Genomic DNA, 24,772 nt, shown 5'->3' on the forward strand with positions numbered 1-24,772 from the left:
CCACAGGGTTTCAGGGTGTTCACAAAACCTGTGGGAGCGGGCTTGCCCGCGAAGGCAATCTGGCAGGCGCCAGTGACCGTCAATGCAGACGCTTGCGGCACATCAACTGGGCCATTTTCGCTGTATCCGGGCGCTCGACGATGCCTTTTTCGGTGACGATCGCATCGATCAGATCCGCCGGCGTCACGTCGAACACCGGGTTGAAGGCATGGACGTCGGCCCCGACGCGCTTGCCACCGACCTCCAGCAACTCACGACCATCACGCTCTTCGATCGGAATGTCATCGCCGCTGGCCAGGTTCATGTCGATGGTCGAGCTCGGCGCCACCACCATGAAGCGCACGCCATGGTGCATGGCGTTGACGGCCAGTTGATAGGTGCCGATCTTGTTGGCCACGTCGCCATTGGCGGTGATCCGGTCAGCGCCGACGATGACCCAGGTGGGGCCCTTGGTCTTCATGATATGCGCAGCAGCGGAATCGACGTTGAGGGTCACGGGAATGCCCTCATTTGCCAGTTCCCACGCGGTCAGTCGCGAACCCTGCAGCCATGGGCGGGTTTCATCGACATAGACCTGCTCGACCATGCCCTCGATGAATGCAGCACGAATCACGCCCAGCGCCGTGCCGAAGCCGCCCGTGGCCAGCGCGCCGGTGTTGCAGTGGGTCAGGATCGCCTGGGCGTTGCCCTGATGCTTGCGGATCAGGTCGACACCCAACTGCGCCATGGTCAGGTTGGCCTCGCGATCACTTTCGTGAATGGCGATAGCCTCAGCCTCCAGCACCTGCAGCGGATCGGCATTGTCTTTCAGGCGATCAAGCCGGTCGTGCATGCGGCCCAGTGCCCAGAACAGGTTGACCGCGGTAGGACGGGAGTCGGCCAACAGCATGAAATCCTCCTCCAGCGCAGCGTACCAGTCGCCACCTTCGGCAATCCGCGCGCGGGCCGCGAGCACGATGCCATAAGCGGCGCTGATGCCGATGGCCGGCGCGCCACGCACCACCATCGAGCGAATGGCCTCGGCCACGCCAGCAGCGCTGGTGTAGGCAATCCAGGTTTCCTCGAATGGCAAAATACGCTGATCCAGCAGATGGAGAGCGCCATCACGCCAATCGATGGCCTTCACCTTCTCCGCAGCCAACAGTCGATCGCGCATCCCACACCCCGCACTCATGAACAAAAGCCGCCGATTATAGCGATCCCCCCGCGAAGACGCTCGGGTATACTTCGCCATCCTTTATAAAAGCACTGGAACCAACCCTCGATGCCGAACACTGCCGCTGCGCTCGACCTGTTATTGCTGCCGACCTGGCTGGTACCCGTCGAACCCGCTGGTGTTGTCCTCAAAGAACATGGCGTGGGCATCCGTGATGGACGCATCGTGTTTATCGGGCCACGTTCCGCCGCCCTGAAGCTTAACGCAACCGAAATCCGCGAACTGCCCGACATGCTCCTCAGTCCAGGCCTGATCAATGCCCACGGCCATGCGGCAATGACGCTGTTCCGTGGCCTGGCCGATGACCTGCCATTGATGACCTGGCTGGAAAACCACATCTGGCCCGCCGAAGCCAAGTGGGTCGACGAGGACTTCGTGCGCGATGGCACCGACCTTGCGATTGCCGAGCAAATCAAAGGTGGCATCACCTGTTTCTCTGACATGTACTTCTTCCCGAAGGTTGCCAGTGAGCGCGTGCACAACAGCGGTATTCGCGCGCAGATCGCGATTCCGATCCTCGACTTCCCCATTCCGGGCGCCGCTACCGCGGACGAAGCCATTCGTCAGGGCGTTGAATTGTTTGGCGATCTCAAGCACCACGAGCGCATCAAAATCACCTTCGGCCCCCATGCACCCTATACCGTAGGCGACGAAAACCTGGAAAAAATCCGGGTGATCGCCGAAGAACTGGACGCTTCGATCCACATGCACGTGCACGAAACCGCCTTCGAAGTGCAGCAATCGATCGAACAACGCGGTGAGCGCCCGCTGGCCCGCCTGGCGCGCCTGGGCTTGCTGGGGCCGCGCTTCCAGGCGGTTCACATGACCCAGATCAGCGATGAAGACCTGGCACTGCTGGTAGAAAGCAACAGCAGCGTGATTCATTGCCCGGAGTCGAACCTGAAGCTGGCCAGCGGATTCTGCCCGGTCGAGCGTTTGTGGGAGGCCGGGGTCAATGTCGCGGTCGGCACCGATGGCGCGGCCAGTAACAATGACCTCGATCTGCTCGGCGAAACCCGCACCGCTGCTTTGCTGGCCAAGGCTGTCGCCGGCTCGGCCACCGCCCTGGATGCCCATCGCGCCTTGCGCATGGCCACTCTCAACGGGGCCCGGGCACTGGGCATCGAGGCCGATGTCGGCTCACTGGAAATCGGCAAAGCGGCGGACATGGTGGCTTTCGACCTCTCCGGCCTGGCCCAGCAGCCGGTCTACGATCCGGTTTCGCAGCTTATATACGCCACCGGGCGGGACTGCGTGAAACACCTCTGGGTTGCCGGCAAGCAGCTGCTCGACGACCGCCGCCTGACACGCCTGGATGAACAACAGCTTGGCACTGTCGCGAGGGCTTGGGGCCAGCGCATCAGTGGCCGCACCGAATCGTAAGCACCCTGGAACGCTTTCCGGGGCAACAGGATTTTTCAAGTTTTAGAGGACTTAAACCATGAGCAACGTCGACTACGCCGAAATCGCCAAATTCGAGGCCCTGGCCCATCGCTGGTGGGACCGCGAAAGCGAATTCAAACCACTGCACGACATCAACCCGCTGCGGGTCAACTGGATTGACGAGCGAGTCAACCTGGCCGGCAAAAAGGTCCTCGACGTCGGTTGCGGCGGCGGCATCCTCAGCGAAGCCATGGCCCAACGCGGCGCGACCGTCATGGGTATCGACATGGGCGAAGCGCCGTTGGCGGTTGCCCAACTGCATCAGTTGGAGTCGGGCGTGAGCGTCGAATACCGGCAGATCACCGCCGAATCCCTGGCCGACGAAATGCCCGAGCAGTTCGACGTCGTCACCTGCCTGGAGATGCTTGAGCACGTACCGGACCCGTCGTCTGTCATCCGTGCCTGCTTCCGCATGGTCAAGCCCGGCGGCCAAGTGTTCTTCTCCACCATCAACCGCAACCCGAAGGCGTACCTGTTCGCCATCGTCGGCGCCGAATACATCATGAAGCTGCTGCCGCGCGGCACCCACGACTTCAAGAAATTCATCCGCCCTTCCGAGCTCGGCGCCTGGAGTCGCATGGCTGGCCTGACCGTCAAGGACATCATCGGCCTGACCTACAACCCGCTGACCAAGCACTACAAGCTGGCCACCGATGTGGACGTCAACTACATGATCCAGACCCTGCGCGAGGAGTAAGCCGATGCCTATCAGAGCAGTTCTATTCGACATGGACGGCACCCTGCTCGACACCGCGCCGGACTTCATTGCGATCTGTCAGGCGATGCGTGCCGACCGCGGCTTGCCACCGATGAACGACAAGCACATCCGCGACGAGATTTCCGGTGGTGCCAGGGCGATGGTCGCCGTGACCTTCGCCATGGACCCGGAATCGCCAGGGTTCGAGGAGTTGCGCCTGGAGTTCCTGGAGCGCTACCTCGTCGGTTGTGCGGTCCACAGCAAACTGTTCGACGGCATGGCTGAATTGCTTGCCGATATCGAGAAAGCCAACCTGATCTGGGGCGTGGTCACCAACAAGCCGCTGCGCTTCGCCGAGCCGATCATGCAGCAGTTGGGGCTGGCCGAGCGCTCGGCATTGCTGATCTGCCCGGATCACGTAAAAAACAGCAAACCGGATCCGGAGCCGCTGATCCTGGCCTGCAAGATGCTCGACCTCGACCCGGCCAGCGTGCTGTTCGTCGGCGATGACCTGCGCGACATCGAATCGGGCCGCGATGCCGGCACGAAGACGGCTGCGGTGACCTTTGGCTATATCCACCCGGATGATAATCCGCGGCATTGGGGCGCGGATGTGGTGGTCGATCATCCGCTGGAGCTGCGCAAGGTGCTCGATAGTGCGCTTTGCAGCTGCTGAGGCAGATCGCTTGATGTGGGCATCTGCTTTTGTGGCGAGGGAGCTTGCTCCCGCTGGATCGCGAAGCGCCCCCTCTGCCTATGCATGCGCCTTCTCGGGAACCGTTATTAAAAGATTACGACTGCTTCGCAGCCGAGCGGGAGCAAGCTCCCTCGCCACAGTTTCGATGCAGGTCTTTGGAGAGGTTTTTTATGTTTGATTATTCCGCCCGCCCCGAACTGCTCAAGGATCGGGTCATTCTGGTCACCGGCGCAGGTCGCGGCATCGGCGCCGCAGCGGCAAAAACCTACGCAGCCCATGGCGCCACCGTGCTGCTGCTGGGAAAGACCGAAGCCAACTTGTCCCAGGTCTACGACGAAATCGAAGCCGCCGGTCATCCACAGCCGGCGGTGATCCCGTTCAACCTCGAAACCGCCCTGCCCCATCAATACGATGAGCTGGCGGCGATGATCGAAACCGAATTCGGGCATCTTGACGGCCTGCTGCACAATGCTTCGATCATCGGCCCGCGCACGCCGATCGAGCAGCTTTCCGGCGAAAACTTCATGCGAGTCATGCAAGTCAACGTCAATGCCATGTTCATGCTCACCAGCACCCTGTTGCCGCTGCTCAAGCTGTCGCAGGACGCTTCGGTGGTGTTCACTTCCAGCAGCGTCGGCCGCAAAGGGCGCGCGTACTGGGGCGCCTACGGCGTCTCCAAATTCGCCACTGAAGGCCTGATGCAAACCCTGGCTGATGAGGTCGATACCGTGGCCCCGGTACGCTCCAACAGCATCAACCCGGGCGCTACCCGCACCAGCATGCGCGCCCAGGCTTACCCGGGTGAAAATCCACTGAACAACCCGACGCCCGAGGAGATCATGCCGGTCTACCTCTACCTGATGGGCCCGGACAGCACCGGTATCAATGGCCAGGCGTTCAACGCCCAATAACGACCGTACGTCGCTTTTTTGCTGCCGCGCCGGCTTCCCGGCGCGGCACTCGAAAGGTCTCGAGTTCAGGTAACAACCCGTCAAACAAACGTCACTCGCAGCGCTCCGCAGGTTGCCACCTAACGACAACTTATTGATTTAATACACAATTTATTCGGATGAACCGAATGGCACGACTTTCGCTCTAAGTTTGCTCAGACAGGTAACGTGAATGCAGGCGGGGCGAAGCTTGAGTGGAGAGATTACTCATCTTCCATAAAGCAGATTAAACTTGTACGAAATGTCCTACGGGACTGACGGACCAGTACGACGCGCAGCCCTAAGCCGCTCTCACCCTGCTTGTAAGACAGCCTTACTGCTTAGGGGCGCACGCCTAATGAAACCACCTTCCCAGACCAACGCAATTGATTTCGATAGCGCCAAATTGCAGCGCCTGGGCTTTGGTCAGCAGCCGCCCCTCCTGGAAAGGCCTGTCAGTCTTGCGCAATTGCGCCAGCAACTGAGCCTGCAGCTGCAAACCAGTCTGGAGCCGCAACGCATTCTTGGGACGTTCTATCGCGAGATTCAGCGAATGGTGCCGTTGGATGCCTTGTGCTACCTGCACAAGAGCAGCGATCTACGCCTGGAGTTCGGCCAGCGCGGTCACCATTCCATCAGTTACAGCCTCAGCCACGAAGGCGAGCACCTGGGTGAGTTGATTTTCCGCCGCAATCAGCGTTTCAGCGAACAGGAACAAGGCAATCTCGAATCACTGCTGGCCGCGCTGCTGTTCCCGATGCGCAACGCACTGCTTTACCGTACCGCCACCCAAAATGCACTGCGCGACCCACTGACGGACACCGGTAACCGCATCGCCATGGACCAGACGCTGCAGAGGGAAATCGAGCTGTCCCGGCGCCATCTGCAACCGTTATCGGTGCTGATGCTGGACATCGATCATTTCAAGCAAGTCAATGATTCCCATGGCCATAGCACCGGCGATGACGTGCTCAAGGCGGTTGCTGCCTCAATCAAAAACCAGCTGCGCAACGTCGACATGGTGTTCCGCTATGGCGGTGAAGAGTTCCTGATCCTGCTGTCGAATACCTGTCGCGAGGCCGCGGCCATGGTCGGTGAGCGGCTGCGTTTTGCAGCGCAGTCTGAAGAGTACTTGGCCGATGGTCATACGATTTTGCTGACGGTCAGCCTCGGCTGTTCGACCCTGTTACCCGGCGAGTCTGCCGACAGCCTGTTGCGACGTGCAGACAGCGCGTTGTATGTGGCCAAGCGCGAAGGTCGTAACCGGCTGGAGATGGCGGGCTGATTTTACAGCCACACACAAACTAATGTGGGAGCGGGCTTGCTCGCGAAGGCGTCGTGTCAGCCAGATTTATGCTGAATGACACACCGCTTTCGCGAGCAAGTCGAATCGTCGCACCGCCGCTCCCACAGTTTTTACTGCGTGATAGCTGGATTAGCTCTCGGCCAGTGCCATCCGCTCACGAACGACCGGCGCCCGCTCGGCGTGCTCCAATTGCATGCAGCGCTCGAGAAACAGGTACATGTAGTCGTAGCTCTTGCACACAGCCTGTCGCAACTCCACCTGCAGGGATTTGCTCGGGTTGGTGCCCGCCAATGTGCAGATGATTTCCAGGGCTTCCCAGGGATGGGCATCGTCGTACTGGGCATGCATCTTCAGCCACTTCATCGCACGCTTGCGATCTTCCTCGGGAAACGAGGCGGCGTAGGTGCCATTGGCACAAACGACAGCCGACCACTCCCCGGTCGCCCCTTCGATGGCGTAGTTGGTGGCGGCAATCGCAACGATCAGCGAGTCGGAGGAACTGGTGTGCCAGCACCAGTGGCTCAAGGCGTGAAGCTCCGGTGCAACCTGCTGTGCCTGCAGGTCCTCCAGGCTGACACCATGCGCGCGACTCCAGTGCACCCAGTAATCGGCGTGGTTCAATTCGACACGGATATTACGCATCAGCCAGCGACGGGCCATGTCTTCGCCGGGGTGACGGGCAAAACGGGTCTTGGTCAGGTTTTGTGCCATATACAACGCGAACTGCTCGACCACTGGCCAGCCACCGATCAGGTACTGGCGCATGGTCTTCGCACTGAGTTTGTTGTCTCGCATACGTTGGTACAGTTCGTGTTCGACAACCCGGCGCTTGCTCTCGCTGCAATCCTGGATCAGGCGCTGGGCCCAGGCAGGATAACTTGCGGCTTCCATGAGCGGTCCGGTTCGGTTGAATGTATCGATCACTGTCGAGCTCCTTTTGATTGTGATTTTAAGACCGGCAGGAGTTTCAACGGAACGTACCAGGGGCCTTGAACAACAGCGGCTGGGGCCTGGCGGGACGACTCAACAGGCTATCAAAGGTAAACAGATGCGGGCGTTCAATCACATACCCTTGAGCGTAATCCACCCCGATCTCCAGCAATGCCTGCTCGATCTGGGGTGTTTCGACAAACTCGGCAATCGTGCGCTTACCCATGACATGACCGATGTGATTGATCACTTCGACCATGGCGCGGTTAATCGGGTCGTCCAGCATATCCTTTACGAAACTCCCATCGATCTTCAGGAAGTCTACAGGCAAATGTTTCAGGTACGCGAATGAGGACATTCCGGCACAAAAGTCATCCAGTGAAAAATGGCAGCCTAAGCCTTTGAGTTCATTAATGAATCGAATGGCGCTGCCAAGATTTGAAATTGCACTGGTCTCAGTAATTTCAAAACAAATCATTTCAGGCGGAATCGAATACGTCACAAACTGTTCGCGCAGGAAGTCCAGGAACGCTTCATCCCCGATCGTCGTGCCTGACAGATTGATCGCACACATGGCCAGCGGCCCGCGGTGCTGCTCGGCCCGGCATTGGGCAATGACCTTGAACACGTTCTGCACAACCCAACGATCAAGCGAGCTCATCAGGCCATAACGCTCGGCAGCCGGAATGAAACTGTCGGGCAAGATCATCCGCCCGGCTTCATCATGCAATCGCAGTAAAATCTCAATGTGCCCACCGTCCTGATCGACATGGCCCAAGGGGGCAATTTCCTGGGCGTACAGGCAGAAGCGATCTTCCTCCAGGGCCATGTGCAAACGCTGCACCCAGGCCATTTCGCCAAAGCGCAGGGACAACTCCGAGTCGTCGGGATGATAGACCTGGACCCGGTTCCGGCCCTTTTCCTTGGCCATGTAGCACGCCATGTCGGCAGCACGCAGCGAGGCTTCGAGCGTCGTCGGATTCTGCGCGACATGGACCAGCCCGATACTGACAGTGGTCACGAACGGCCGGCCCTTCCAGACAAAATGCAGATTCTGCACAGTCTGGCGCAGGCTCTCGGCGATTTTTTCCGCAGCTTCCAGTGCGCAGTTTTCCAGCAGGATGCCGAACTCGTCGCCGCCGAGACGAGCCAGGGTATCGCCTTCGCGTAGCCCCGATTGCAACAAGGCACAGATATGCCGCAACAGTTCGTCGCCCGCCGCATGGCCGCAGGTATCGTTGACCAGTTTGAACTGGTCCAGATCGAGGAACATCAGGGCATGGCGTCCCGAATGGCGAGTCAGGTTGTGCAGCGCCTGTTCCAGGCGATATTCGAATTCGCGGCGGTTGGCAAGGCCGGTCAAGGCGTCGTGGGTCGCCTGCCAGGACAGATTGGCGATGTATTGCCGCTCCTGGGTCATGTCATGCAGCACCAGCACCGTCCCGCTGACCTTGCCGGCATTGCGGATTGGCGCGCCCACCAGCGTGACCGACACCGTGCTGCCATCCAGGCGTTGAATCAACTTGGAGTGCTCACTGCCGCCACTGAGCTGGCCGCTGAGAATATGCTCGATCAGGGTGAAACCATCGGTCTGGGCGTTTTCATCCAGCAGGTTGAACAGCGCCGCCAGCGGCAACCCCGTCGCCTGCTCGGCCTTCCAGTGGGTCAACGCTTCGGCCGCCGGATTCATGTAGGCAATCGCACCGGAAACATCCGTGGTGATCACGCCGTCGCCAATCGATTGCAGGGTGATCTGCGCCCGCTCTTTCTCAAGTTCCAACGCATCGGCGAAGGCATGGCGCTGTTTGAGCAGTTTATGGGTGCGCATCAAAGCCAGCGCAATCAATCCGAGAGCCGTGGCGATGTTAGTCAGCAGCAGCAGGCGAAGAATGACCCTCGAGCCTTCCCCCAGAGCATCGCTGAAAGCTTTCGCAGCCGGCGTCACTTCATCGTTGATCGCGAAAATCTGCTCTTTCCAGCGCTGTACATCCGCTTTCGAAGCCGGGCTGGCGGAGATGTGCTGATGCATGTCCCTGGCAACGTCATCGAGCTTGGCCAGATAGGCATCGCCCACGGTCCAGAGGTCGATGGCTTTTTCCAGGTAACTGAAGTGACGAAAATTGAGGTACAGCCAGATCAGGCTGGAAACGTCGTCCGGGTGGTTGCCACCCTTGAGAATCGCCAGGCGCGCCGCTTCGATATCTGGCGGCTGCTTATCCAGCGCCACACGCAATTCATGACCGCCCTGAGGCACGGAAATGGCGTTCTGGTACTTGTGAAAAATCCCTTCGTCGCCGCTGTCGGCATAGAGATTGAGGTAATAGATGGCGTCTTTCTGGCCCTTGGACCACAGGCTTTCGCCGGCAACATAGCCGCGAACCGCCGACAGCACGTAAAGGCTAACGCCGCCCAACAAGGCTTGAAACAACACAACGGCGATAAATGGCCAGACGATGCCCAACAACCGTGGCGTTCCGAGAGTCCGCGTTTGATTCATGAGGTCCCTTGCATTAGCACTGCTTGCTCGTCTTCCGGACGAAATCGCTTTAGCTAGACTAGGGGGCGATCCAGCTTCAGGCAAGCAAGACACGGCACAACGTGCAACACATATGTACCGCATGTGCACAGAGCGAAGCCCGGACACTGACAGCTCTCATCCATTTCCAGAGCTGCAACCTCATGCAACTTCCAACTTCAACGCTCACCCCGATGCAACGACATGCCAGCCAACAGGCCGAATACGGGGCGTTATTGACGGCCTTGGAAGCAGTGAAAACGGCGTCTTCCGATCTGAATGGTTATTACCTGCCCCCCCAGGCGGACTCTCCCCTGGGCATTGAGCACAATCATGCGCAAGCCCTGCTGCTGACGCTTTTCGAAGATGCCGCAGACACGTTGTTGTCCAAGCATCTCAAGCCCCTGAAAGGACGGCCGACCGAAGTCAACGGCATCGCCGATCAGTGTGTTTTCTCAACGAGCCGCAACGATGGCTCCGTCGCCCTTTACACGATCGATGACGTAACACATTCCGCCAGCGGGATTCGAGCCTTTCAACGGGCGCTGGTGAGTATAGGTGGACACATACGCACTGACCGCTTGCTGCCCTTGCCGCAGTGCCTGAAGTTTTACGGCCTTGCATTGCCAACCGCACAAACCCCGGGCTCTCTGAGCCGACTGATTGAAGAAGTGCAGGAAAAACGCGACGCTCACCGATTGAACCTGGAGCAGGGGTTGCAAATCAGCGAGCTGATAGAACCGCACGATCACACTGCGATTCACAACGTCATCAGCAAAATACTCACTGATGAAGGCGGCTCCGACATCGACGCCCTGGCCAGTGAGATCACGCCCCCCATGACACCCCATCAACTGGCCACCCAGCCCACGGCCTGCCTCGAGCGCTTGCTCGACACCGCGAAGGCACGCGACACGGCCCGGCGGCTGCTGGAAGTGCTCAATTGGTACGGCAAAGAACCCGACGAAGAAACGATTCCAGACATCGGCGCAAAACTGCTGCTGGAAGCGTTACGACTCTGGTACGACCTGGACCTGCAGCATACAGGTGCACCACACAAGATTGCCGGCTATGAGTTGCAACAACGGTTCAACCACGGCAAAAGCTACGCGCAGATTCAAAAGAACTTCCGGGAACACCTGGAGGATTCACTCCGTGCGACAACACCGACCGAAACAGCGTTACTGGCAAGGCTCAGCCAAGTCAGGTTTCCAGTTGAATTTCAGGTACGCGACATTCCCAACGACTTGCCCTATGCCACATCTATCGTCTGGGTCAATTTCGTTCACGGCGTCCATCTCGCTCATGCACTGGACCCGATGCTGCTGCAACGACTGACCTTCCAACAACTGGTCGATCTACCGTTGAAAAAAAGCGAGAACGCCCAGGACGCTCTCCTCCAATTGATCACGCTGACCAGAATTCCAGCGGCGTTGACCTGGGCGCAAGCGACCGAGGCATTGGCATCGAGCGTACAAACCAGCGACGCTCGGGAATACAAAATGAAAACCTTGCAAGCGCTGGAAGATCACATGGTGCAGTTGAATGAAACAATCGTTCAACTCGATTTCGCGCCACCACAACGATTGAAGCTGGCGGAACAGCAACTGAAGAAGGCATTGTCCGGCGGCATTGCAATCGATCCGCTGAGCATCCGGGTGATGCGCAACTTTTATCGGTCAGGCAAACGCGTAGAACGCAACATCCTGGATACCCCGAATGGGCCGCAGGCAACCTGGCCGCTGCTCGAGGTCTATGCCTCGGGTGGCTTGAGCCCCGATAGCAAGTGGTACATCAGCCAGGACGGCAAGACCGCGAGCTTTTGGGTCAGATTGACCCCGGATCGCAAGTTTGAATGGGGCTTGGCAAATCCTGACGACCCGGCTTCCCGTATCCTGTTGCTTCCACTCGACCGCACATTGCCTGATATCGACGCACTGTTCGACAAGCAATTCAAAACCTACCTCGCCAAGACAAAAAACACCTACGAATACCTGATCAAAAACCTCTTGGTCACGCTGCCATGGTCCGATCGTCAGGCGTTGGAACATGGCGAAGTCAAGGTGCTCAGCCTTCGCGATGAAACCACGCGCAAGGCCGATGAAGAAACGGCAGAACACACCCTGCCGCTCAGGGCACGCATGGGGTTTGTGCTGCAAGCCACTTACCGGAACGCCGTGCGCTTCTATGAGTGCCTGCCCCGTGCCGGCGTCATACGGCCGCGCCCCGATGTGACAACCGCCCATGTCGGTGGTGTCCGTGACCAGTTTTTTTCCCGCAACCGCTTTAAGGAGGAAGACTATGACGCCTATGTCGCCATACGCACACACCGCCTGCCATTCGACAAGGATGCCCACACAACCGGAGCCCAGCCGAAACCTGGCGCTACCTGCATGGCGATCCTTGACTCGCTCGGCGAGGCCCTGACTCCTGGCTCAACCCCGCCGGAGTATCACGACTACTCTTCCTGCCTGACATGGTCCTCCTTGCGCACCGGGCAAATTGCGTCCTTCATTGCTACACATCTGTTTTATGTGGATGAAAAGGAGGTACGCCGCGAGGCCTGGGGAGTCACACAATACGAACGCGATCTCGACAGAAAGCACTGGCTGCACAATCTCAAGGATTTCATACCATTCTGGGGCAGTCTCGAAGACCTTCAATCGGACCAGTTCGGTGATCGCGTCCTTGGCGTGGTCGGCCTGGCGCTCGACATCGTGTCATTTGTGGTGCCCTTGGGTAAGTTCGTCGCAGGGAGCATCCGCTTGGTCGCACGATCCGGCAGAGTGGGAATTCGCGCGACTTTGCCGCGAATGGCAAATCTATCCAGAAAGCTGGTGACTTCGAGCGTTAAAAACTTCAACCCCCTGGACGGTTCGGTAGACCTCCTGCGGCTGACTGGCAGGGGAGTGAAAGGCGCAGGACGCGCAGTGGTCCATCTCGAGAAGCGGGCGATGTTCCAATTGAAAAAGCTCGCCGGCAAGGCCGATAGCTATGACTTTGTCAGCAGCCTGCCCCAGGCAACTGAACCGGGACGCTGGAAACCGCTGATGGATGCCGATCAACTGGGCAACGTCAAAGGCATCGAAGACGTTCCGGTGCGAAAGATCGACGGCCACCATTACTTGGTTGACCCGCTGTCTACCCGCCCCTATGGCCCCCGGCTCACGCCCCGCAATCATGAACTTTCACTCGGTCGCTCAAGCTACAGCACCGTGAAAAAAACTGACGATCTGGTTTTCATCGAACTCCCGGAGCAGGCGCACGCTCGCTACCAGTTCGACATCGATGGGCGTACGACGGTTTTCATCGACGACGTCCCCTACCGCCTGGATGGCGAAGAACTGCGCCGCGTTGAGTTGATCGATGACAGCAGCGCATTGACGTCAGTCCCCTGTCGGCCACGCCGTGCGCCAAACAACAGCAGCGAATGCCTCAGCAGTTTTGTGACAGGGACGCCCGCCCCGACACCGGAAGTCGGCTCATTTGACGAAACCAAAGGTTACGCGCCTTGGTTTGGCGACAGGGTGTCCGATGCGGTTAGCCGGCCAGGCCATGACGGTCTGTTTGTAACCCACGAGGGAAATCTTTATCAGATCATCGACAACATCCCGAAGCTTTACACAGGTGACATCACCGAACTTGGCTTTGCCAGGAAATGGCTGGTGCCCCGCCGCGAAATGCCGGCCAGCCTGATGTTCCGCAAAGGTATTTATGGCCGTATCGAGGTCAAGGGGGTATACGAGGGCGCCGAGGACCCGCACCGGATCGGAGTCATTCTGGTGCCATCCATCGATGAATCGAGTACTTATGTCTTCAGCCGAATCAACACCAACAAATATTACGTCGCGACAGTGCCGAAGGGACAAAGCCTGAGTGAACCGCTGACATTGAAACGTTTGTTCAATGCCGACATGGCTGAAGGCACCCTGGGTGCGGAACTGCTAACGGTGTACACCGGGTCATTGAGCGCCAACAACATCGCACGCATCCACAGCAAAGAAGCCCTTGAATTCGCCATGAAAACCATGGACGAGATCGCCATTCCGATCGGAACGACCCCTAACCCTGCGGGCAACATGAAATTCCTGAAGGTCGACACCAGCCCCGGAGAAGCATTGATGTTCGATCATTCAACCCGAATGATCGTCACTCGACTGCCTGAAGGAGCCACGACATGGAGCAGGAGCAAGGACGCTCCGGAGGACTTGCGTCAAAGCACCGCGAATATTTTCGATACGCTGTTCATGTCGCCGACGATTGACGCCAGCAACGCGAACAGCGCGCTAAGGATCAACCAGACCATGCAGAAGCTGCACCAGTTGATACCCAGGCGCCGCTCCTTCAATCCGAGAAACATTGCCTACGCCGACGTCATGACCAGCAGTGGGCAACGGGAAATCTACGTCAGCGTTTCCGGTGCCCAGCAAGCCACCGGTCACTTGCCGCTGTTCAAGCAGCATCTTGGTGCGGATTCAGTTCCGGTCGGTGGATCGACCTACTTCAATATCGACATGAATCAGAGCTTTCCCCACACCTCCCTCGATGTGACCGCTGAAGGCAAGCTGCTGGCCATACCGACGACCATCAAGGACATCGACACTTACAAGCCAGTGCAGTCGATAAAACCGACGTCACTGGACAGCGAAAGCAAGTTGATCCGCGTGATTCGGGAAAAATACCCCGACCCCAAGGCGATCAAATCCGTCGATATCGCCACGACGATGCCCCCCTGCGAGTCGTGCTCGATCGTGATGAAACAATTCGGCTACGACGGTGGGGAAAACGCGCTTCAGGTGCTGTGGAGTTGAACCTACAACTGCTGTAAATGCCCATACAGCTTGGCGTACAAACCACCATCGGCAATCAGTTGCTGATGGTCGCCATCCTCCGCGATCTGCCCGCCGTCGAACACCAGCACCCGGTCGGCCTGTTTCACTGCTGAAAGGCGGTGGGCAATGATCAGCGTGGTGCGATTGCTCAGAAACCGCGCCAGCGCCTGGTGCAGGTTGTATTCGGTGGCGGCATCCAGCGCGGAGGTGGCTTCGTCGAGGATCACCACCTTGGGCTCGGCCAGCACCATCCGGGCGATGGCCAGGCGTTGACGCTGGCCGCCGGACAAACGCACGCCGGAGCGCCCGACGATGCTGTCCAGTCCATTGGGCAAATCCCGGACGGTACCGTGCAATTGGGCGATTTCCAGTGCACGCCAGCAAGCCTCGTCACTGCGCTCGCGGCCCATGGTCAGGTTGGCCCGAATGGTGTCGTTGAACAGCGCCGGATGTTGCAGAACCACGGCAACATTTTCCCGCACGGTTTCCAGGCCAATCTCTTGCTGGGTCGAACCGCCAAAGCGAATGGTTCCGGCCAACGGCGTGTACAGGCCCAGCAGCAGTTGCACCAGCGTGCTCTTGCCACCGCCACTGGCGCCGACGATCGCGACCTTTTCGCCGGGGGCGATCGACAGGTTCATCTGGTTCAGGACCAGTTCATCGCCGTAACCGAAACTCAACCCTTGTACTTCCAGCCCAACCGTCTCGCGACCGATGAACGGGTCGACGCCGCCCGGGTATTCGGGCTCATCGGCTCGGGACAGCAGCTCATTGATCCGCGACAGCGCACCGCCGGCGGCGTAGTAGGCATATTGCAGGTTCAGCAGCTGTTCGACCGGACCGATCATGAACCACAGGTAGCTGAACACCGCGAGCATCTGGCCGATGGACAGGTCGGAAAACAACACCGTGAGCATGGCCGCGGCCCGGAAAATATCGATGCCGAACTGAAACAGCAAACCGCTGGCCCGGTTCGATGCATCGGTTTTCCATTGCGAATTCACCGCATAGTCGCGCACGTCACGGGCGCGATGCCCCAAGCGACCGAGGAAAAAACCCTGGCGGTTGCCGGCGCGAACTTCCTGGATGGCGTCCAGCGTTTCGGTCAGAGCCTGGGTAAAGCGCGAAGTGCTGTCGTTCTCAAGTTTCTTCAGATGCTTGACCCGCTTGCCCAACTGCACCGTGGCGTAGATCACCAGCGGGTTGAACAGCAGAATCAGCAAGGCCAGCTTCCAGTGCATCCACATCAGAATGCCCGCCGTGCCGACCAGGGTCAGCATGGCCACGAGGAAACGGCTGAGGGTTTCGCCGACGAATTTGTCCAGCGTGTCCAGGTCGGTCACAAGGTGCGTGGTGACGGTGCCGCTGCCCAGGCTTTCGTATTCACCCAGCGAGATACGCTTGAGCCGTTCGATCAGGCGAATGCGAATGCGGTAGACGATGTCCTTGGCCAACCCGGCGAACAATTTCGCCTGCACCACGTTGAACAGCAACGCCATACACCTCAAGGTCAAGGTCACCAACAGCATCAGGCCGATGTAGCCCGCGGCTTTCTGCCAGCCCTCGGGCAGCGCGTGGTTCATGATCTTCAGCGCGGCATCACCGTGCCCCAGCAACACCTCGTCCACCAGCAATGGCAGGAGCAAGGGAATCGGCACGCTGCACAAGGTCGCCAGCACGGCCACGCCGTTGGCGATCCACAGGGACTTCTTGTGATGCAGGGCCAGGCGACGGATTTCCGCCCAGCTCAGACGGTCGACATGTTTGGCGGGAGCGACGTCATCGGGCAGATCATGCACAGGCAGCACGCTCCAGCCAGCGGCCGAGCAGCGGGGACAACTCGCTCAAGGGCTGATAGCCATTGGTCAACAACGCCACTTGGCCGTTACGTTCAGCCAGCAGGGTCGGAAAACCGGCGATGCCCAGGTCCTGGACCCAGGTGAAATCGGCAGCTGTCGCGGCGTGCGTATCGGCACGGTCGAACGCGGCGGCGAATTCAATTCGCGGTAGACCTGCCTGCTCTGCCAGCTCCACCAGGACACTGGCGCGCGTGACATCGCGACCTTCAGCGTAAAAGGCGTGCTGAATCAGCCCGAGCAGTTTCCACGCACAGTCCGGCGCCAGCCCGCGCGCCGTCACCAGCGCCCGGCAGGCAGGCTCGGTGTCGTAGACAAAGCCGTCGGGCAGCGCGCCTTCAAGCTTGAAGGGCTGGCCGGTGGCCTCGGTGACCGCCTGCCAGTGTTCAAGGATGTAGCGCCGGGTACTCGGCTCCAGCGCGGCACCGTTGCCGGTGCGCAGACCGCCCACGATCAAGTGCACCTCCACACCCGCGGCTTGCGCCTGCTCGACTAGCGCGTTGGCCACTGGAGCAAACCCCCAGCACCAGGAACACATCGGGTCCATCACATAGAGCAGGCGCGCAGACATGGTTCAGGCCTCGGAGGATGCTTGCTTATAGTTGTAGCCGATCGGGTGAGGCTGATTGCGAGCCTTGGCCAGTTCGATCTGCTTCTGCCGGTCGATGGCACTGCGACGGGTCTTCTCGCTCAGCTTATCCCAGCAATGCGGGCAACTGATGCCGGCCACATAATGCTCGGACGCGCGGTCTTCCACGCTGACCGGTGTGCGGCAGGCATGACATTGGTCGTAGTCGCCCTCGCTCAGGTCATGACGAACTGTCACGCGGTTATCGAACACGAAGCAGTCGCCCTGCCATTTGGTTTCTTCCTGCGGCACCTCTTCGAGGTACTTCAGGATGCCGCCCTTGAGGTGGTAAACCTCACCATAACCCTCGCTGAGCATGTAGCTCGACGCTTTCTCGCAACGGATGCCGCCGGTGCAGAACATCGCGACCTTCTTGTGCACGGCCGGGTCGAAGTTAGCTTTGATGTAGTCAGGAAATTCGCGAAAACTGGTGGTTTTCGGGTCGATGGCACCTTCGAAGGTACCGATCGAGACTTCGTAGTCGTTACGGGTGTCGATCAACAACACTTCCGGGTCGCTGATCAGCGCATTCCAGTCCTGCGGATCGACGTAGGTGCCGACCTTTTTGTTCGGGTCCACGCCCTCCACGCCGAGGGTGACGATTTCTTTCTTGAGCTTGACCTTGGTGCGGTAGAACGGCTGCTCGTCGCAGAACGACTCTTTATGGTCGATGTCGTCCATGCGCGGGTCATTCTTGAGCCAGGCCATCAGCCCGTCGATGCCTTCGCGGCTACCGGACACGGTGCCGTTGATGCCTTCTTCGGCAATCAGCAGGGTGCCCTTGATGCCGTTGTCGACCATCGCTTGCAGCAGTGGCTCGCGCAGGGCGACGTAATCTTCCAGGGTGACGAACTTATACAGTGCCGCCACGACAATCTGTTGTGTCATGGGTAAATCTCCAGGTGGCTACCCTCGTAAGGGGTGAACCGGATGCGAAAAAAAACGCGCCGGGTCAGCGGCGCGTTGGGCATTCTAACAAAAAACGGGGGTTTAGTGCTTGCTGCCGCCGGCACAGGTCGGCGAGGCCGGGGCCGCGTCGATCCGTGCCCATTCCTCCGGCGTGTAGGTATGCAGCGCCAACGCATGGAACTCGCCCATCAGCTCGCCGAGCGTGCCGTAGACCTTCTGGTGGCGCTTGACCCGGTTCAGGCCATCGAACTGCGCACTGACCACCACGGCCTTGAAATGGGTTTGCAGCCCACGGCTGTGCATGTGGCTCTCATCCAGCACTTGCAGATGCTCGGGCTGAAGCAGGCCCAGCGTCGATTCAATGCGTTGTTGCATGGTCATACCGAACTCCGCTTAAGGCTTTTTCTTGGCTGGCGCAGCCGCGTCTTTCGGCGACAGTTCGGCGGTCATGTCAGCCAGCAGCTTGTTGACCACCGGCACTGCGCTTTCCAGCTTGGCCTGGGTCATCTGGGCCGATTGTTGGGTCAGCTGGGGCATTTTTTCCAGGACTTTCTTGCCCAGTGGCGACTGGTAGAACGCGACCAGGTCCTTGAGCTCGGATTCGGTGAAGTTAGTGGTGTAGAGCTTGACCATGTCCGGCTTCAGCTTGTTCCAGCCAATGGCCTGGTCCAGAGCGGCGTTGGCCTTGGCCTGGTAAGTTTCCAGCACGGCTTTTTTCGACTCAGGGGCTTTGGTCTGTTCAAACCGTTGGGCAAACATCTGCTGTACTTGCATGTACACCGGGGTGCCCAGTTTGTCAGCGTGCGCCATGGTCAGGAAAGCCTCGGCACTGGCGTTATGGCTAGCGGTGTCGGCAAGAACCTGGCCGCTGGCGCAGACCAAAGCAACGGCGGTACAGATGGCACGAAGACGAGTCATCGAGTTTCCTTTTCTAGCTGGCGAGGTAAGACCCCAAGGGCGTCCATTCTGCGCCTAAAAAACTGTGTCGCTCAACCCCAAGCCTTGTCGCGCCTGATTTAGAGGGCTTCAATGGTTGAATTCGAGACAGATGGAACCCCGGCCGTCGACCACGGCCTAAACTGCGCAATCGGACCTACAGGAGTGAGCAAGATGAGCCGTATCGAAACCGACAGCCTCGGCCAGGTTGAAGTCCCGGATGAAGCCTATTGGGGCGCTCAGACGCAACGCTCGCTGATCAACTTCGCCATCGGCAACGAACGCATGCCGTTGGCGGTGTTGCATGCCCTGGCGCTGATCAAGAAAGCCGCGGCGCGGGTCAATGATCGCAACGGCGACGTGCCCGCCGATATCGCCCGCCTGATCGAGCAGGCGGCCGACGAAGTGCTCGCCGGCGACCACGACGACCAGTTTCCGCTGGTGGTCTGGCAAACCGGCAGCGGCACCCAGAGCAACATGAACGTCAACGAAGTGATCGCCGGTCGCGCCAACGAGCTGGCCGGCAACCCCCGGGGCGGCAAGTCCCCAGTGCACCCCAACGACCACGTCAATCGTTCCCAGAGCTCCAACGACTGCTTCCCCACCGCCATGCACATCGCGGCTGTCCAGGCGGTGCAACAGCAATTGCTGCCGGCGATCAGCGAACTGTCCGGTGGCCTGGCCGAGCTGGCCGCGCGCCATATGAAACTGGTCAAGACCGGCCGTACGCACATGATGGATGCGACACCGATCACCTTCGGTCAGGAAGTTTCAGCCTTCATCGCGCAACTCGACTACGCCGAGCGGGCGATCCGCAGCGCACTGCCCGCGGTCTGCGAGCTGGCCCAAGGCGGAACGGCCGTCGGCACCGGGCTGAATTCACCCCACGGCTTCGGTGAGGCCATTGCCGCAGAATTGGCCGCCCTCTCCGGCTTGCCGTTTATCACCGCGCCGAACAAATTCGCCGCTCTGGCCGGCCATGAGCCGCTGACCACGTTGTCCGGCGCGCTGAAAACCCTCGCCGTGGCGCTGATGAAAATCGCCAACGACCTGCGCCTGCTGGGCTCCGGTCCGCGCGCCGGTTTCGCTGAGGTCAAGCTACCAGCCAATGAACCAGGCAGCTCGATCATGCCGGGCAAGGTCAACCCGACCCAGTGCGAAGCGCTGTCGATGCTGGCCTGCCAGGTGTTGGGCAACGACGTCGCCATCGGCTTTGCGGCCAGTCAGGGCCACTTGCAGTTGAACGTGTTCAAACCGGTGATCATCCATAACCTGCTGCAATCGATCCGCCTGCTGGCCGATGGCTGCAGCAACTTCCAGCAGCACTGCGTGGCTGGCCTGGAGCCGGATGTGGAAAAAATGGCTGAACACCTGGAACAAGGCCTGATGCTGGTGACGGCACTCAATCCGCACATTGGCTATGACAAATCGGCGGAGATCGCCAAGAAGGCCTACAGCGAAGGCCTGACCTTGCGCGAGGCGGCGTTGCAACTCGGGTATCTGACTGACGAAGAGTTCGAGGCGTGGGTGAGGCCGGAGAATATGCTGGAGGCTGGGGCCAAAGGCTGAGTGCTGTAGCGCCTGATAGTCCGTCTTCGCGAGCAAGCCCGCTCCCACAGGGATCCAATGTGGGAGCGGGCTTGCTCGCGAAGTACGATAACGCGATCTAACTGGCTGCCATCCGCACCTTGCGCGCCTTCAACCCGGCAATCAACGACGGCCCCAACGCCACCAGCGCCGAACCCAGCACCACCAGCACCGCGCCGCCATAACCCAGACCATTGATCGTCTCGGCATGCACATAGTCGGGCCACAGCCATGCCGCCATGGCGACCGCCGCAAAGGTCACCAACGGCGTGATGGCCAGTGTCGCACTGACCCGGGAAGCTTCCCAATGGGCCAGGGCCTCGGCAAATGCGCCATAGGCAATCAGGGTGTTGAGGCAGCACGCCAGCAGCAACCATCCCTGCAACGGATTCAATTGCAGCGCTTCGAGCGGATGCACCCACGGCGTCAGCAGCGCGGCGCAAAACAGGTAGATCACCATCATCACCTGCAGCGAATTCCACACCGTCAGCAATTGTTTCTGCCCCAGGGCATAGAAGGTCCAGACCGTGGACGCCAGCAGCACCAGCAGCACGCCGGCGGTGTAGTCGGTCAGCGAGGTAAGCAACTCACTCAAGCGCTGGTTGAAAAACAGTGCAAAGCCGATCAGCAGCACCAGCAGGCCAATCCCCTGCCCCAGGCTGAAACGTTCCTTGAACACAAACAGACTGGCGATCAGCAGCATGATCGGGCCCATCTGCACCACCAGTTGCGCCGTGCCGGGGCTGAGCAGGTTCAGGCCCATCAAGTACAACACGTAGTTACCGACCAGGCCGAGCACTGCCATCAGCACCAGCCAGCCTCCGCGAGGCCCGAGCACTTTGCGGCTGGGCAGGCGCTTGGTCGCCGCCAGATAGATGAACAGACAGCTACCAGAGACCATCAGGCGAAACCAGGTCACCGTCACCGGGTCCATCACCAGCAGCACTTGCTTGAGCTTGATCGGCAGGATTCCCCACAACAACGCGGTCAACAAGGCCAGGAACAAGCCGTAAACCCAGCGACCCGATGAAATGTGCATGTGAACCCCAACGCCAACTGACAGGAGCCGTCATTCTAGGCCGGGAGCGGTGGTGTACACAGGCACAGTTTGAGGCTGGCCGCGAATGAAACTGTGCAGGTCGTAATCTTTGAGGGGGGCTTTGGATGAGTCGGCAAATCGTGTCGCTCCCACATTCAACCGTATATAACTTGAGTACTCGGTCAAATGTGGGAGCGGGCTTGCTCGCGAATGCGATCTGACAAGTCACACAAAACAGTGAAAACTAACGCACCGCTTCAAACAACCCGGTTGCCCCCATCCCGCCACCCACGCACATCGTGACAATGCCGTAACGCAGATTGCGACGCTGCAACTCACGAACGAGATGCCCGACCTGGCGCGAGCCGGTCATGCCGAACGGGTGGCCGATAGAAATCGAGCCGCCGTTGACGTTGTACTTGTCATTATCGATTTCAAGGCGATTACGCGCATACAAACACTGCGAGGCAAACGCTTCGTTGAGCTCCCACAAATCGATATCGGCAATTTGCAAGCCTTTGGCCTTGAGCAGTTTCGGTACCGAAAACACCGGGCCGATGCCCATCTCGTCCGGCGCGCAACCGGCCACGGTAAAACCGCGGAAGAACGCTTTCGGCTTGAGTCCCAGTTCCAGCGCTTTTTCCAGGCTCATCACCAGGGTCATGGAGGCGCCGTCAGACAGTTGCGACGAGTTGCCGGCCGTGACCGAGCCATCTTCGGCAAACACCGGCTTCAACCCGGCCAGACTTTCCAGGGTGGTGTCCGGACGGTTGCAGTCATCGCGGTCGACAATGCCATCGAGAATCTGTGCCTGACCGGTTGCCTTGTCTTCAACGCGGTACTTCACCGCCATCGGCACGATCTCATCTGCGAACAGCCCGGCGGCCTGAGCTTGCGCGGTACGCTGCTGGCTTTGCAGGGCGTACAAGTCCTGCTCTTCTCGGCTGACGCTGTAGCGTCGGGCGACGATTTCAGCCGTCTGGCCCATCGGGAAGTAGATGCCCGGCACCTGCTCCTTGAGCAACGGGTTGATCAGATTGTCGGTGTTGACGCTTTTCATGGTCAGGCTGATGGACTCGACGCCGCCGGCGACGATGATGTCGCTGCAGCCCGAAGCGATCTGATTGGCGGCGATAGCGATCGCCTGCAAGCCCGAGGAACAGAAGCGGTTGAGGGTCATGCCGGCGGTGCCGATGCCCAGGCGCGAGAGCACCGCGACATTGCGACCGATGTTGATACCCTGGGCGCCTTCGTTGGAGCCGGCGCCAACGATGCAGTCCTCGACGCTCGCCGGATCGATACCGGTGCGCGCCAACAGCGCATCGACACAGTGTGCCGCCATGTCGTCCGGGCGGGTCATGTTGAATTTACCGCGAAAGGATTTGGCCAGACCGGTCCGCACGCTATCGACGATCACCACTTCACGCATGGCATACCTCATTGTTGTTATCGGTTGAGAGTGGACCGAGCATAAGTCCAGCTCTTCACCGACCGCGACAATCATTCACCTCGCGTATGCGTAACCATCGTTTCAGTCCTTTTCCTTGTGCTTCTTGCTCTCATGCCGATCGGACTTTTCGAAAGCCTGTTCCAGTGCCCGGTTGATGGTGCGCAAGACCTTGACCCGCGCCCAGCGCTTGTCGTTGGCTTCCACCAGGGTCCATGGCGCGATCTCGGTGCTGGTACGGTCGACCATGTCGCCGACCGCCGCGCGATAGTCATCCCATTTTTCACGGTTGCGCCAGTCGTCATCGGTGATCTTGAAGCGTTTGAAGGGGATCTTTTCGCGCGCCTCGAAGCGCTCCAGTTGCGTCTGTTTGTCGATGGACAGCCAGAACTTGACCACGATCACCCTGGCATCGGTCAGTTGCTCCTCGAAATCGTTGATCTCGCTGTACGCGCGCAACCAGTCTGCCGGACTGCAAAAACCCTCGATGCGCTCCACCAACACCCGGCCATACCAGGAGCGGTCGAACACAGTGAACTTGCCCCGGGCCGGAAGGTGCCGCCAGAAGCGCCACAGATAGGGCTGCGCCCGCTCTTCTTCGGTGGGTGCGGCAATCGGCACGATGTTGTACTGGCGTGGGTCAAGTGCTGCCGCCACCCGGCGGATCGCCCCGCCCTTGCCGGCCGCGTCATTGCCCTCGAACACCGCCACCAGCGCGTGGCGGCGCATGCGCTTGTCGCGCATCAGCCCGGAGAACCGCGCCTGCTCGGTGATCAGCTGTTCTTCGTAATCGTCCTTGTCCAACTTCAGGTTCAAGTCCAGGCTGTCGAGCAGGTTCACTTGGTCGACACTGGGGACCACTGGCGCGGCGCTGACCTTTTCCGGATGGATCGTCGGCCGCGTCAATGCGCCCTGCAGCCCCGCCAGCAGAATCCGCCCCACGGCCAGGCTGCGATAATGGGCATCCACCCCGGCGATCACATGCCAGGGTGCATAGTCGCGGCTGGTGCGGCGCAGCACTCGCTCGCCATACTTCACGAACCTGTCGTAGGTTTGCGATTGCTGCCAGTCCAGCGGGCTGATGCGCCAACTGTGCAGCGGGTCGTCGGCCAACGCCTTGAGGCGTGCCTTCATTTGCTTCTTGGAGAGGTGAAACCAGAACTTGAAGATCAGCGCACCTTCATCGCAGAGCATCTTTTCCAGGCGCTCGGCGGCATTGATCGCCTGGTCGAGTCGCGGGTCCTTGAACTCGCCATGGACCCGTCCCTGCAGCATCTGGCTGTACCAGTTGCCGAAAAAAATCCCCATGCGCCCCTTGGCCGGGAGCATTCGCCAGTACCGCCAGGCCGGTGGCCGCGCCAGTTCTTCGTCGGTTTGCTGATCGAACGTGCGCACCTCGATCAGGCGCGGGTCCATCCACTCGTTGAGCAACTTGATCGTCTCGCCCTTGCCGGCACCTTCGATGCCATTGATCAAAATGATTACCGGAAAGCGGCGTTGCTGCTGCAATTCGAATTGAGCTTCGAGCAACGCTTCGCGCAGGGCCGGGACTTCGGCGTCGTAGGTATCTTTGTCGATGGCGTGATCGATTTCGGCGGATTCAAACATGAGCGGCTCCCTTCCAGATGTGAGCAAGACTAGCGGATGGAGTTCTTCTGCGGGGAAGAAATCCATTCATGGAGCAGACCCGAATCCTGTGGCGAGGGGGCTTGCCCCCGTTCGGCTGCGAAGCAGTCGTCAAATCGATAGACTCGGGATTCCTGGCACAAAGTAGTCGCCTGGTTTGGGGCTGCTTCGCAACCCAA

General features: G+C 59.5%; 18 protein-coding genes. 7 read left to right on the forward strand and 11 right to left on the reverse strand.

Translation table 11 applies throughout. From position 1 onward, the window contains the following. Nucleotides 1-79: 79 nt before the first annotated feature. Nucleotides 80-1,156, reverse strand: a complete 1,077-nt coding sequence (gene mtnA / locus QMK54_RS23195; RefSeq protein ID WP_110660682.1) for an S-methyl-5-thioribose-1-phosphate isomerase — start codon at nucleotides 1,154-1,156, stop codon at nucleotides 80-82. Nucleotides 1,157-1,264: 108 nt separating this feature from the next. On the opposite strand from mtnA, the gene QMK54_RS23200 reads away from it, so the two are divergent. The 5 genes from QMK54_RS23200 to QMK54_RS23220 all read left to right on the forward strand — a co-directional run bounded on the left by QMK54_RS23200 (nucleotide 1,265) and on the right by QMK54_RS23220 (nucleotide 6,267). Continuing rightward, complete coding sequence (locus QMK54_RS23200) at nucleotides 1,265-2,599, forward strand: TRZ/ATZ family hydrolase (protein WP_110660683.1); 1,335 nt, start codon at nucleotides 1,265-1,267, stop codon at nucleotides 2,597-2,599. Between the two features lie 58 nt (nucleotides 2,600-2,657). Next, the gene (ubiG, locus tag QMK54_RS23205) at nucleotides 2,658-3,356 is read left to right on the forward strand and encodes a bifunctional 2-polyprenyl-6-hydroxyphenol methylase/3-demethylubiquinol 3-O-methyltransferase UbiG (RefSeq protein ID WP_110660684.1); all 699 of its coding nucleotides are present in this window, start codon (nucleotides 2,658-2,660) and stop codon (nucleotides 3,354-3,356) included. 4 nt (nucleotides 3,357-3,360) lie between these two features. Then, complete coding sequence (gene mupP / locus QMK54_RS23210) at nucleotides 3,361-4,032, forward strand: N-acetylmuramic acid 6-phosphate phosphatase MupP (protein WP_007999922.1); 672 nt, start codon at nucleotides 3,361-3,363, stop codon at nucleotides 4,030-4,032. Nucleotides 4,033-4,223: 191 nt separating this feature from the next. Then, complete coding sequence (locus QMK54_RS23215) at nucleotides 4,224-4,964, forward strand: YciK family oxidoreductase (protein WP_103397012.1); 741 nt, start codon at nucleotides 4,224-4,226, stop codon at nucleotides 4,962-4,964. Nucleotides 4,965-5,340: 376 nt separating this feature from the next. Beyond that, entirely contained in the window at nucleotides 5,341-6,267 is a 927-nt protein-coding gene (locus tag QMK54_RS23220; protein ID WP_110660685.1) for a GGDEF domain-containing protein, read from the forward strand. 150 nt (nucleotides 6,268-6,417) lie between these two features. Here QMK54_RS23220 and QMK54_RS23225 read toward each other — a convergent pair whose 3' ends face one another. Together QMK54_RS23225 and QMK54_RS23230 are read right to left on the reverse strand one after the other, a co-directional pair. Next, nucleotides 6,418-7,179 (reverse strand): TenA family transcriptional regulator, encoded by a 762-nt coding sequence (locus QMK54_RS23225; RefSeq protein ID WP_413787346.1) that lies wholly within the window; start codon nucleotides 7,177-7,179, stop codon nucleotides 6,418-6,420. A gap of 76 nt (nucleotides 7,180-7,255) precedes the next feature. Next, entirely contained in the window at nucleotides 7,256-9,715 is a 2,460-nt protein-coding gene (locus tag QMK54_RS23230; protein ID WP_110660687.1) for an EAL domain-containing protein, read from the reverse strand. Between the two features lie 182 nt (nucleotides 9,716-9,897). Here QMK54_RS23230 and QMK54_RS23235 point away from each other — a divergent pair, with 182 nt between their 5' ends. Beyond that, nucleotides 9,898-14,544: a deaminase domain-containing protein gene (locus QMK54_RS23235; protein WP_320401416.1), complete on the forward strand. Its 4,647-nt coding sequence runs from the start codon at nucleotides 9,898-9,900 to the stop codon at nucleotides 14,542-14,544. 2 nt (nucleotides 14,545-14,546) lie between these two features. Here QMK54_RS23235 and QMK54_RS23240 read toward each other — a convergent pair whose 3' ends face one another. From QMK54_RS23240 to QMK54_RS23260, 5 genes are all read right to left on the reverse strand, one after another. Then, a complete protein-coding gene (locus QMK54_RS23240) occupies nucleotides 14,547-16,364 on the reverse strand; it encodes an ABC transporter ATP-binding protein (protein WP_320401417.1) in 1,818 nt (605 codons plus the stop codon). Next, nucleotides 16,357-16,959, reverse strand: coding sequence for a DsbA family protein (locus QMK54_RS23245; protein ID WP_110662241.1), 603 nt, complete (start codon nucleotides 16,957-16,959; stop codon nucleotides 16,357-16,359). Before QMK54_RS23245 ends, QMK54_RS23240 begins: the two co-directional genes overlap by 8 nt. 36 nt (nucleotides 16,960-16,995) lie before the next feature. Beyond that, nucleotides 16,996-17,937 (reverse strand): rhodanese-related sulfurtransferase, encoded by a 942-nt coding sequence (locus QMK54_RS23250; protein WP_110657203.1) that lies wholly within the window; start codon nucleotides 17,935-17,937, stop codon nucleotides 16,996-16,998. A 102-nt stretch (nucleotides 17,938-18,039) separates the two neighbouring features. Further along, entirely contained in the window at nucleotides 18,040-18,339 is a 300-nt protein-coding gene (locus QMK54_RS23255) for a BolA family protein (RefSeq protein ID WP_320401418.1), read from the reverse strand. A gap of 12 nt (nucleotides 18,340-18,351) precedes the next feature. Beyond that, entirely contained in the window at nucleotides 18,352-18,876 is a 525-nt protein-coding gene (locus QMK54_RS23260; RefSeq protein ID WP_320401419.1) for a DUF2059 domain-containing protein, read from the reverse strand. 192 nt (nucleotides 18,877-19,068) lie between these two features. Between QMK54_RS23260 and QMK54_RS23265 the strand changes: the two genes are divergently transcribed. Beyond that, nucleotides 19,069-20,463, forward strand: a complete 1,395-nt coding sequence (locus QMK54_RS23265; RefSeq protein ID WP_320401420.1) for a class II fumarate hydratase — start codon at nucleotides 19,069-19,071, stop codon at nucleotides 20,461-20,463. Nucleotides 20,464-20,560: 97 nt separating this feature from the next. On the opposite strand, the gene QMK54_RS23270 is transcribed toward QMK54_RS23265, so the two are convergent. The 3 genes from QMK54_RS23270 to pap form a co-directional block, all read right to left on the reverse strand. Next, nucleotides 20,561-21,520, reverse strand: a complete 960-nt coding sequence (locus QMK54_RS23270) for a DMT family transporter (protein WP_110657209.1) — start codon at nucleotides 21,518-21,520, stop codon at nucleotides 20,561-20,563. A 244-nt stretch (nucleotides 21,521-21,764) separates the two neighbouring features. Continuing rightward, a complete protein-coding gene (locus QMK54_RS23275) occupies nucleotides 21,765-22,949 on the reverse strand; it encodes a thiolase family protein (RefSeq protein ID WP_320401421.1) in 1,185 nt (394 codons plus the stop codon). Between the two features lie 102 nt (nucleotides 22,950-23,051). Then, on the reverse strand, nucleotides 23,052-24,575 hold the full coding sequence (gene pap, locus QMK54_RS23280) for a polyphosphate:AMP phosphotransferase (RefSeq protein ID WP_320401422.1): 1,524 nt from the start codon (nucleotides 24,573-24,575) through the stop codon (nucleotides 23,052-23,054). Nucleotides 24,576-24,772: the final 197 nt, after the last annotated feature.

The sequence above is a fragment of the Pseudomonas sp. P5_109 genome (assembly GCF_034009455.1).
Taxonomy (GTDB): Bacteria; Pseudomonadota; Gammaproteobacteria; order Pseudomonadales; family Pseudomonadaceae; genus Aquipseudomonas.

Coding starts and splice junctions, on each gene's coding strand:
- mtnA (WP_110660682.1), bottom strand. CDS start 1,156: ATGCGCGATCGACTGTTGGCTGCGGAGAAGGTGAAGGCCATCGATTGG.
- QMK54_RS23200 (WP_110660683.1), top strand. CDS start 1,265: ATGCCGAACACTGCCGCTGCGCTCGACCTGTTATTGCTGCCGACCTGG.
- ubiG (WP_110660684.1), top strand. CDS start 2,658: ATGAGCAACGTCGACTACGCCGAAATCGCCAAATTCGAGGCCCTGGCC.
- mupP (WP_007999922.1), top strand. CDS start 3,361: ATGCCTATCAGAGCAGTTCTATTCGACATGGACGGCACCCTGCTCGAC.
- QMK54_RS23215 (WP_103397012.1), top strand. CDS start 4,224: ATGTTTGATTATTCCGCCCGCCCCGAACTGCTCAAGGATCGGGTCATT.
- QMK54_RS23220 (WP_110660685.1), top strand. CDS start 5,341: ATGAAACCACCTTCCCAGACCAACGCAATTGATTTCGATAGCGCCAAA.
- QMK54_RS23225 (WP_413787346.1), bottom strand. CDS start 7,179: ATGGAAGCCGCAAGTTATCCTGCCTGGGCCCAGCGCCTGATCCAGGAT.
- QMK54_RS23230 (WP_110660687.1), bottom strand. CDS start 9,715: ATGAATCAAACGCGGACTCTCGGAACGCCACGGTTGTTGGGCATCGTC.
- QMK54_RS23235 (WP_320401416.1), top strand. CDS start 9,898: ATGCAACTTCCAACTTCAACGCTCACCCCGATGCAACGACATGCCAGC.
- QMK54_RS23245 (WP_110662241.1), bottom strand. CDS start 16,959: ATGTGTTCCTGGTGCTGGGGGTTTGCTCCAGTGGCCAACGCGCTAGTC.
- QMK54_RS23250 (WP_110657203.1), bottom strand. CDS start 17,937: ATGACACAACAGATTGTCGTGGCGGCACTGTATAAGTTCGTCACCCTG.
- QMK54_RS23255 (WP_320401418.1), bottom strand. CDS start 18,339: ATGACCATGCAACAACGCATTGAATCGACGCTGGGCCTGCTTCAGCCC.
- QMK54_RS23260 (WP_320401419.1), bottom strand. CDS start 18,876: ATGACTCGTCTTCGTGCCATCTGTACCGCCGTTGCTTTGGTCTGCGCC.
- QMK54_RS23265 (WP_320401420.1), top strand. CDS start 19,069: ATGAGCCGTATCGAAACCGACAGCCTCGGCCAGGTTGAAGTCCCGGAT.
- QMK54_RS23270 (WP_110657209.1), bottom strand. CDS start 21,520: ATGCACATTTCATCGGGTCGCTGGGTTTACGGCTTGTTCCTGGCCTTG.
- QMK54_RS23275 (WP_320401421.1), bottom strand. CDS start 22,949: ATGCGTGAAGTGGTGATCGTCGATAGCGTGCGGACCGGTCTGGCCAAA.
- pap (WP_320401422.1), bottom strand. CDS start 24,575: ATGTTTGAATCCGCCGAAATCGATCACGCCATCGACAAAGATACCTAC.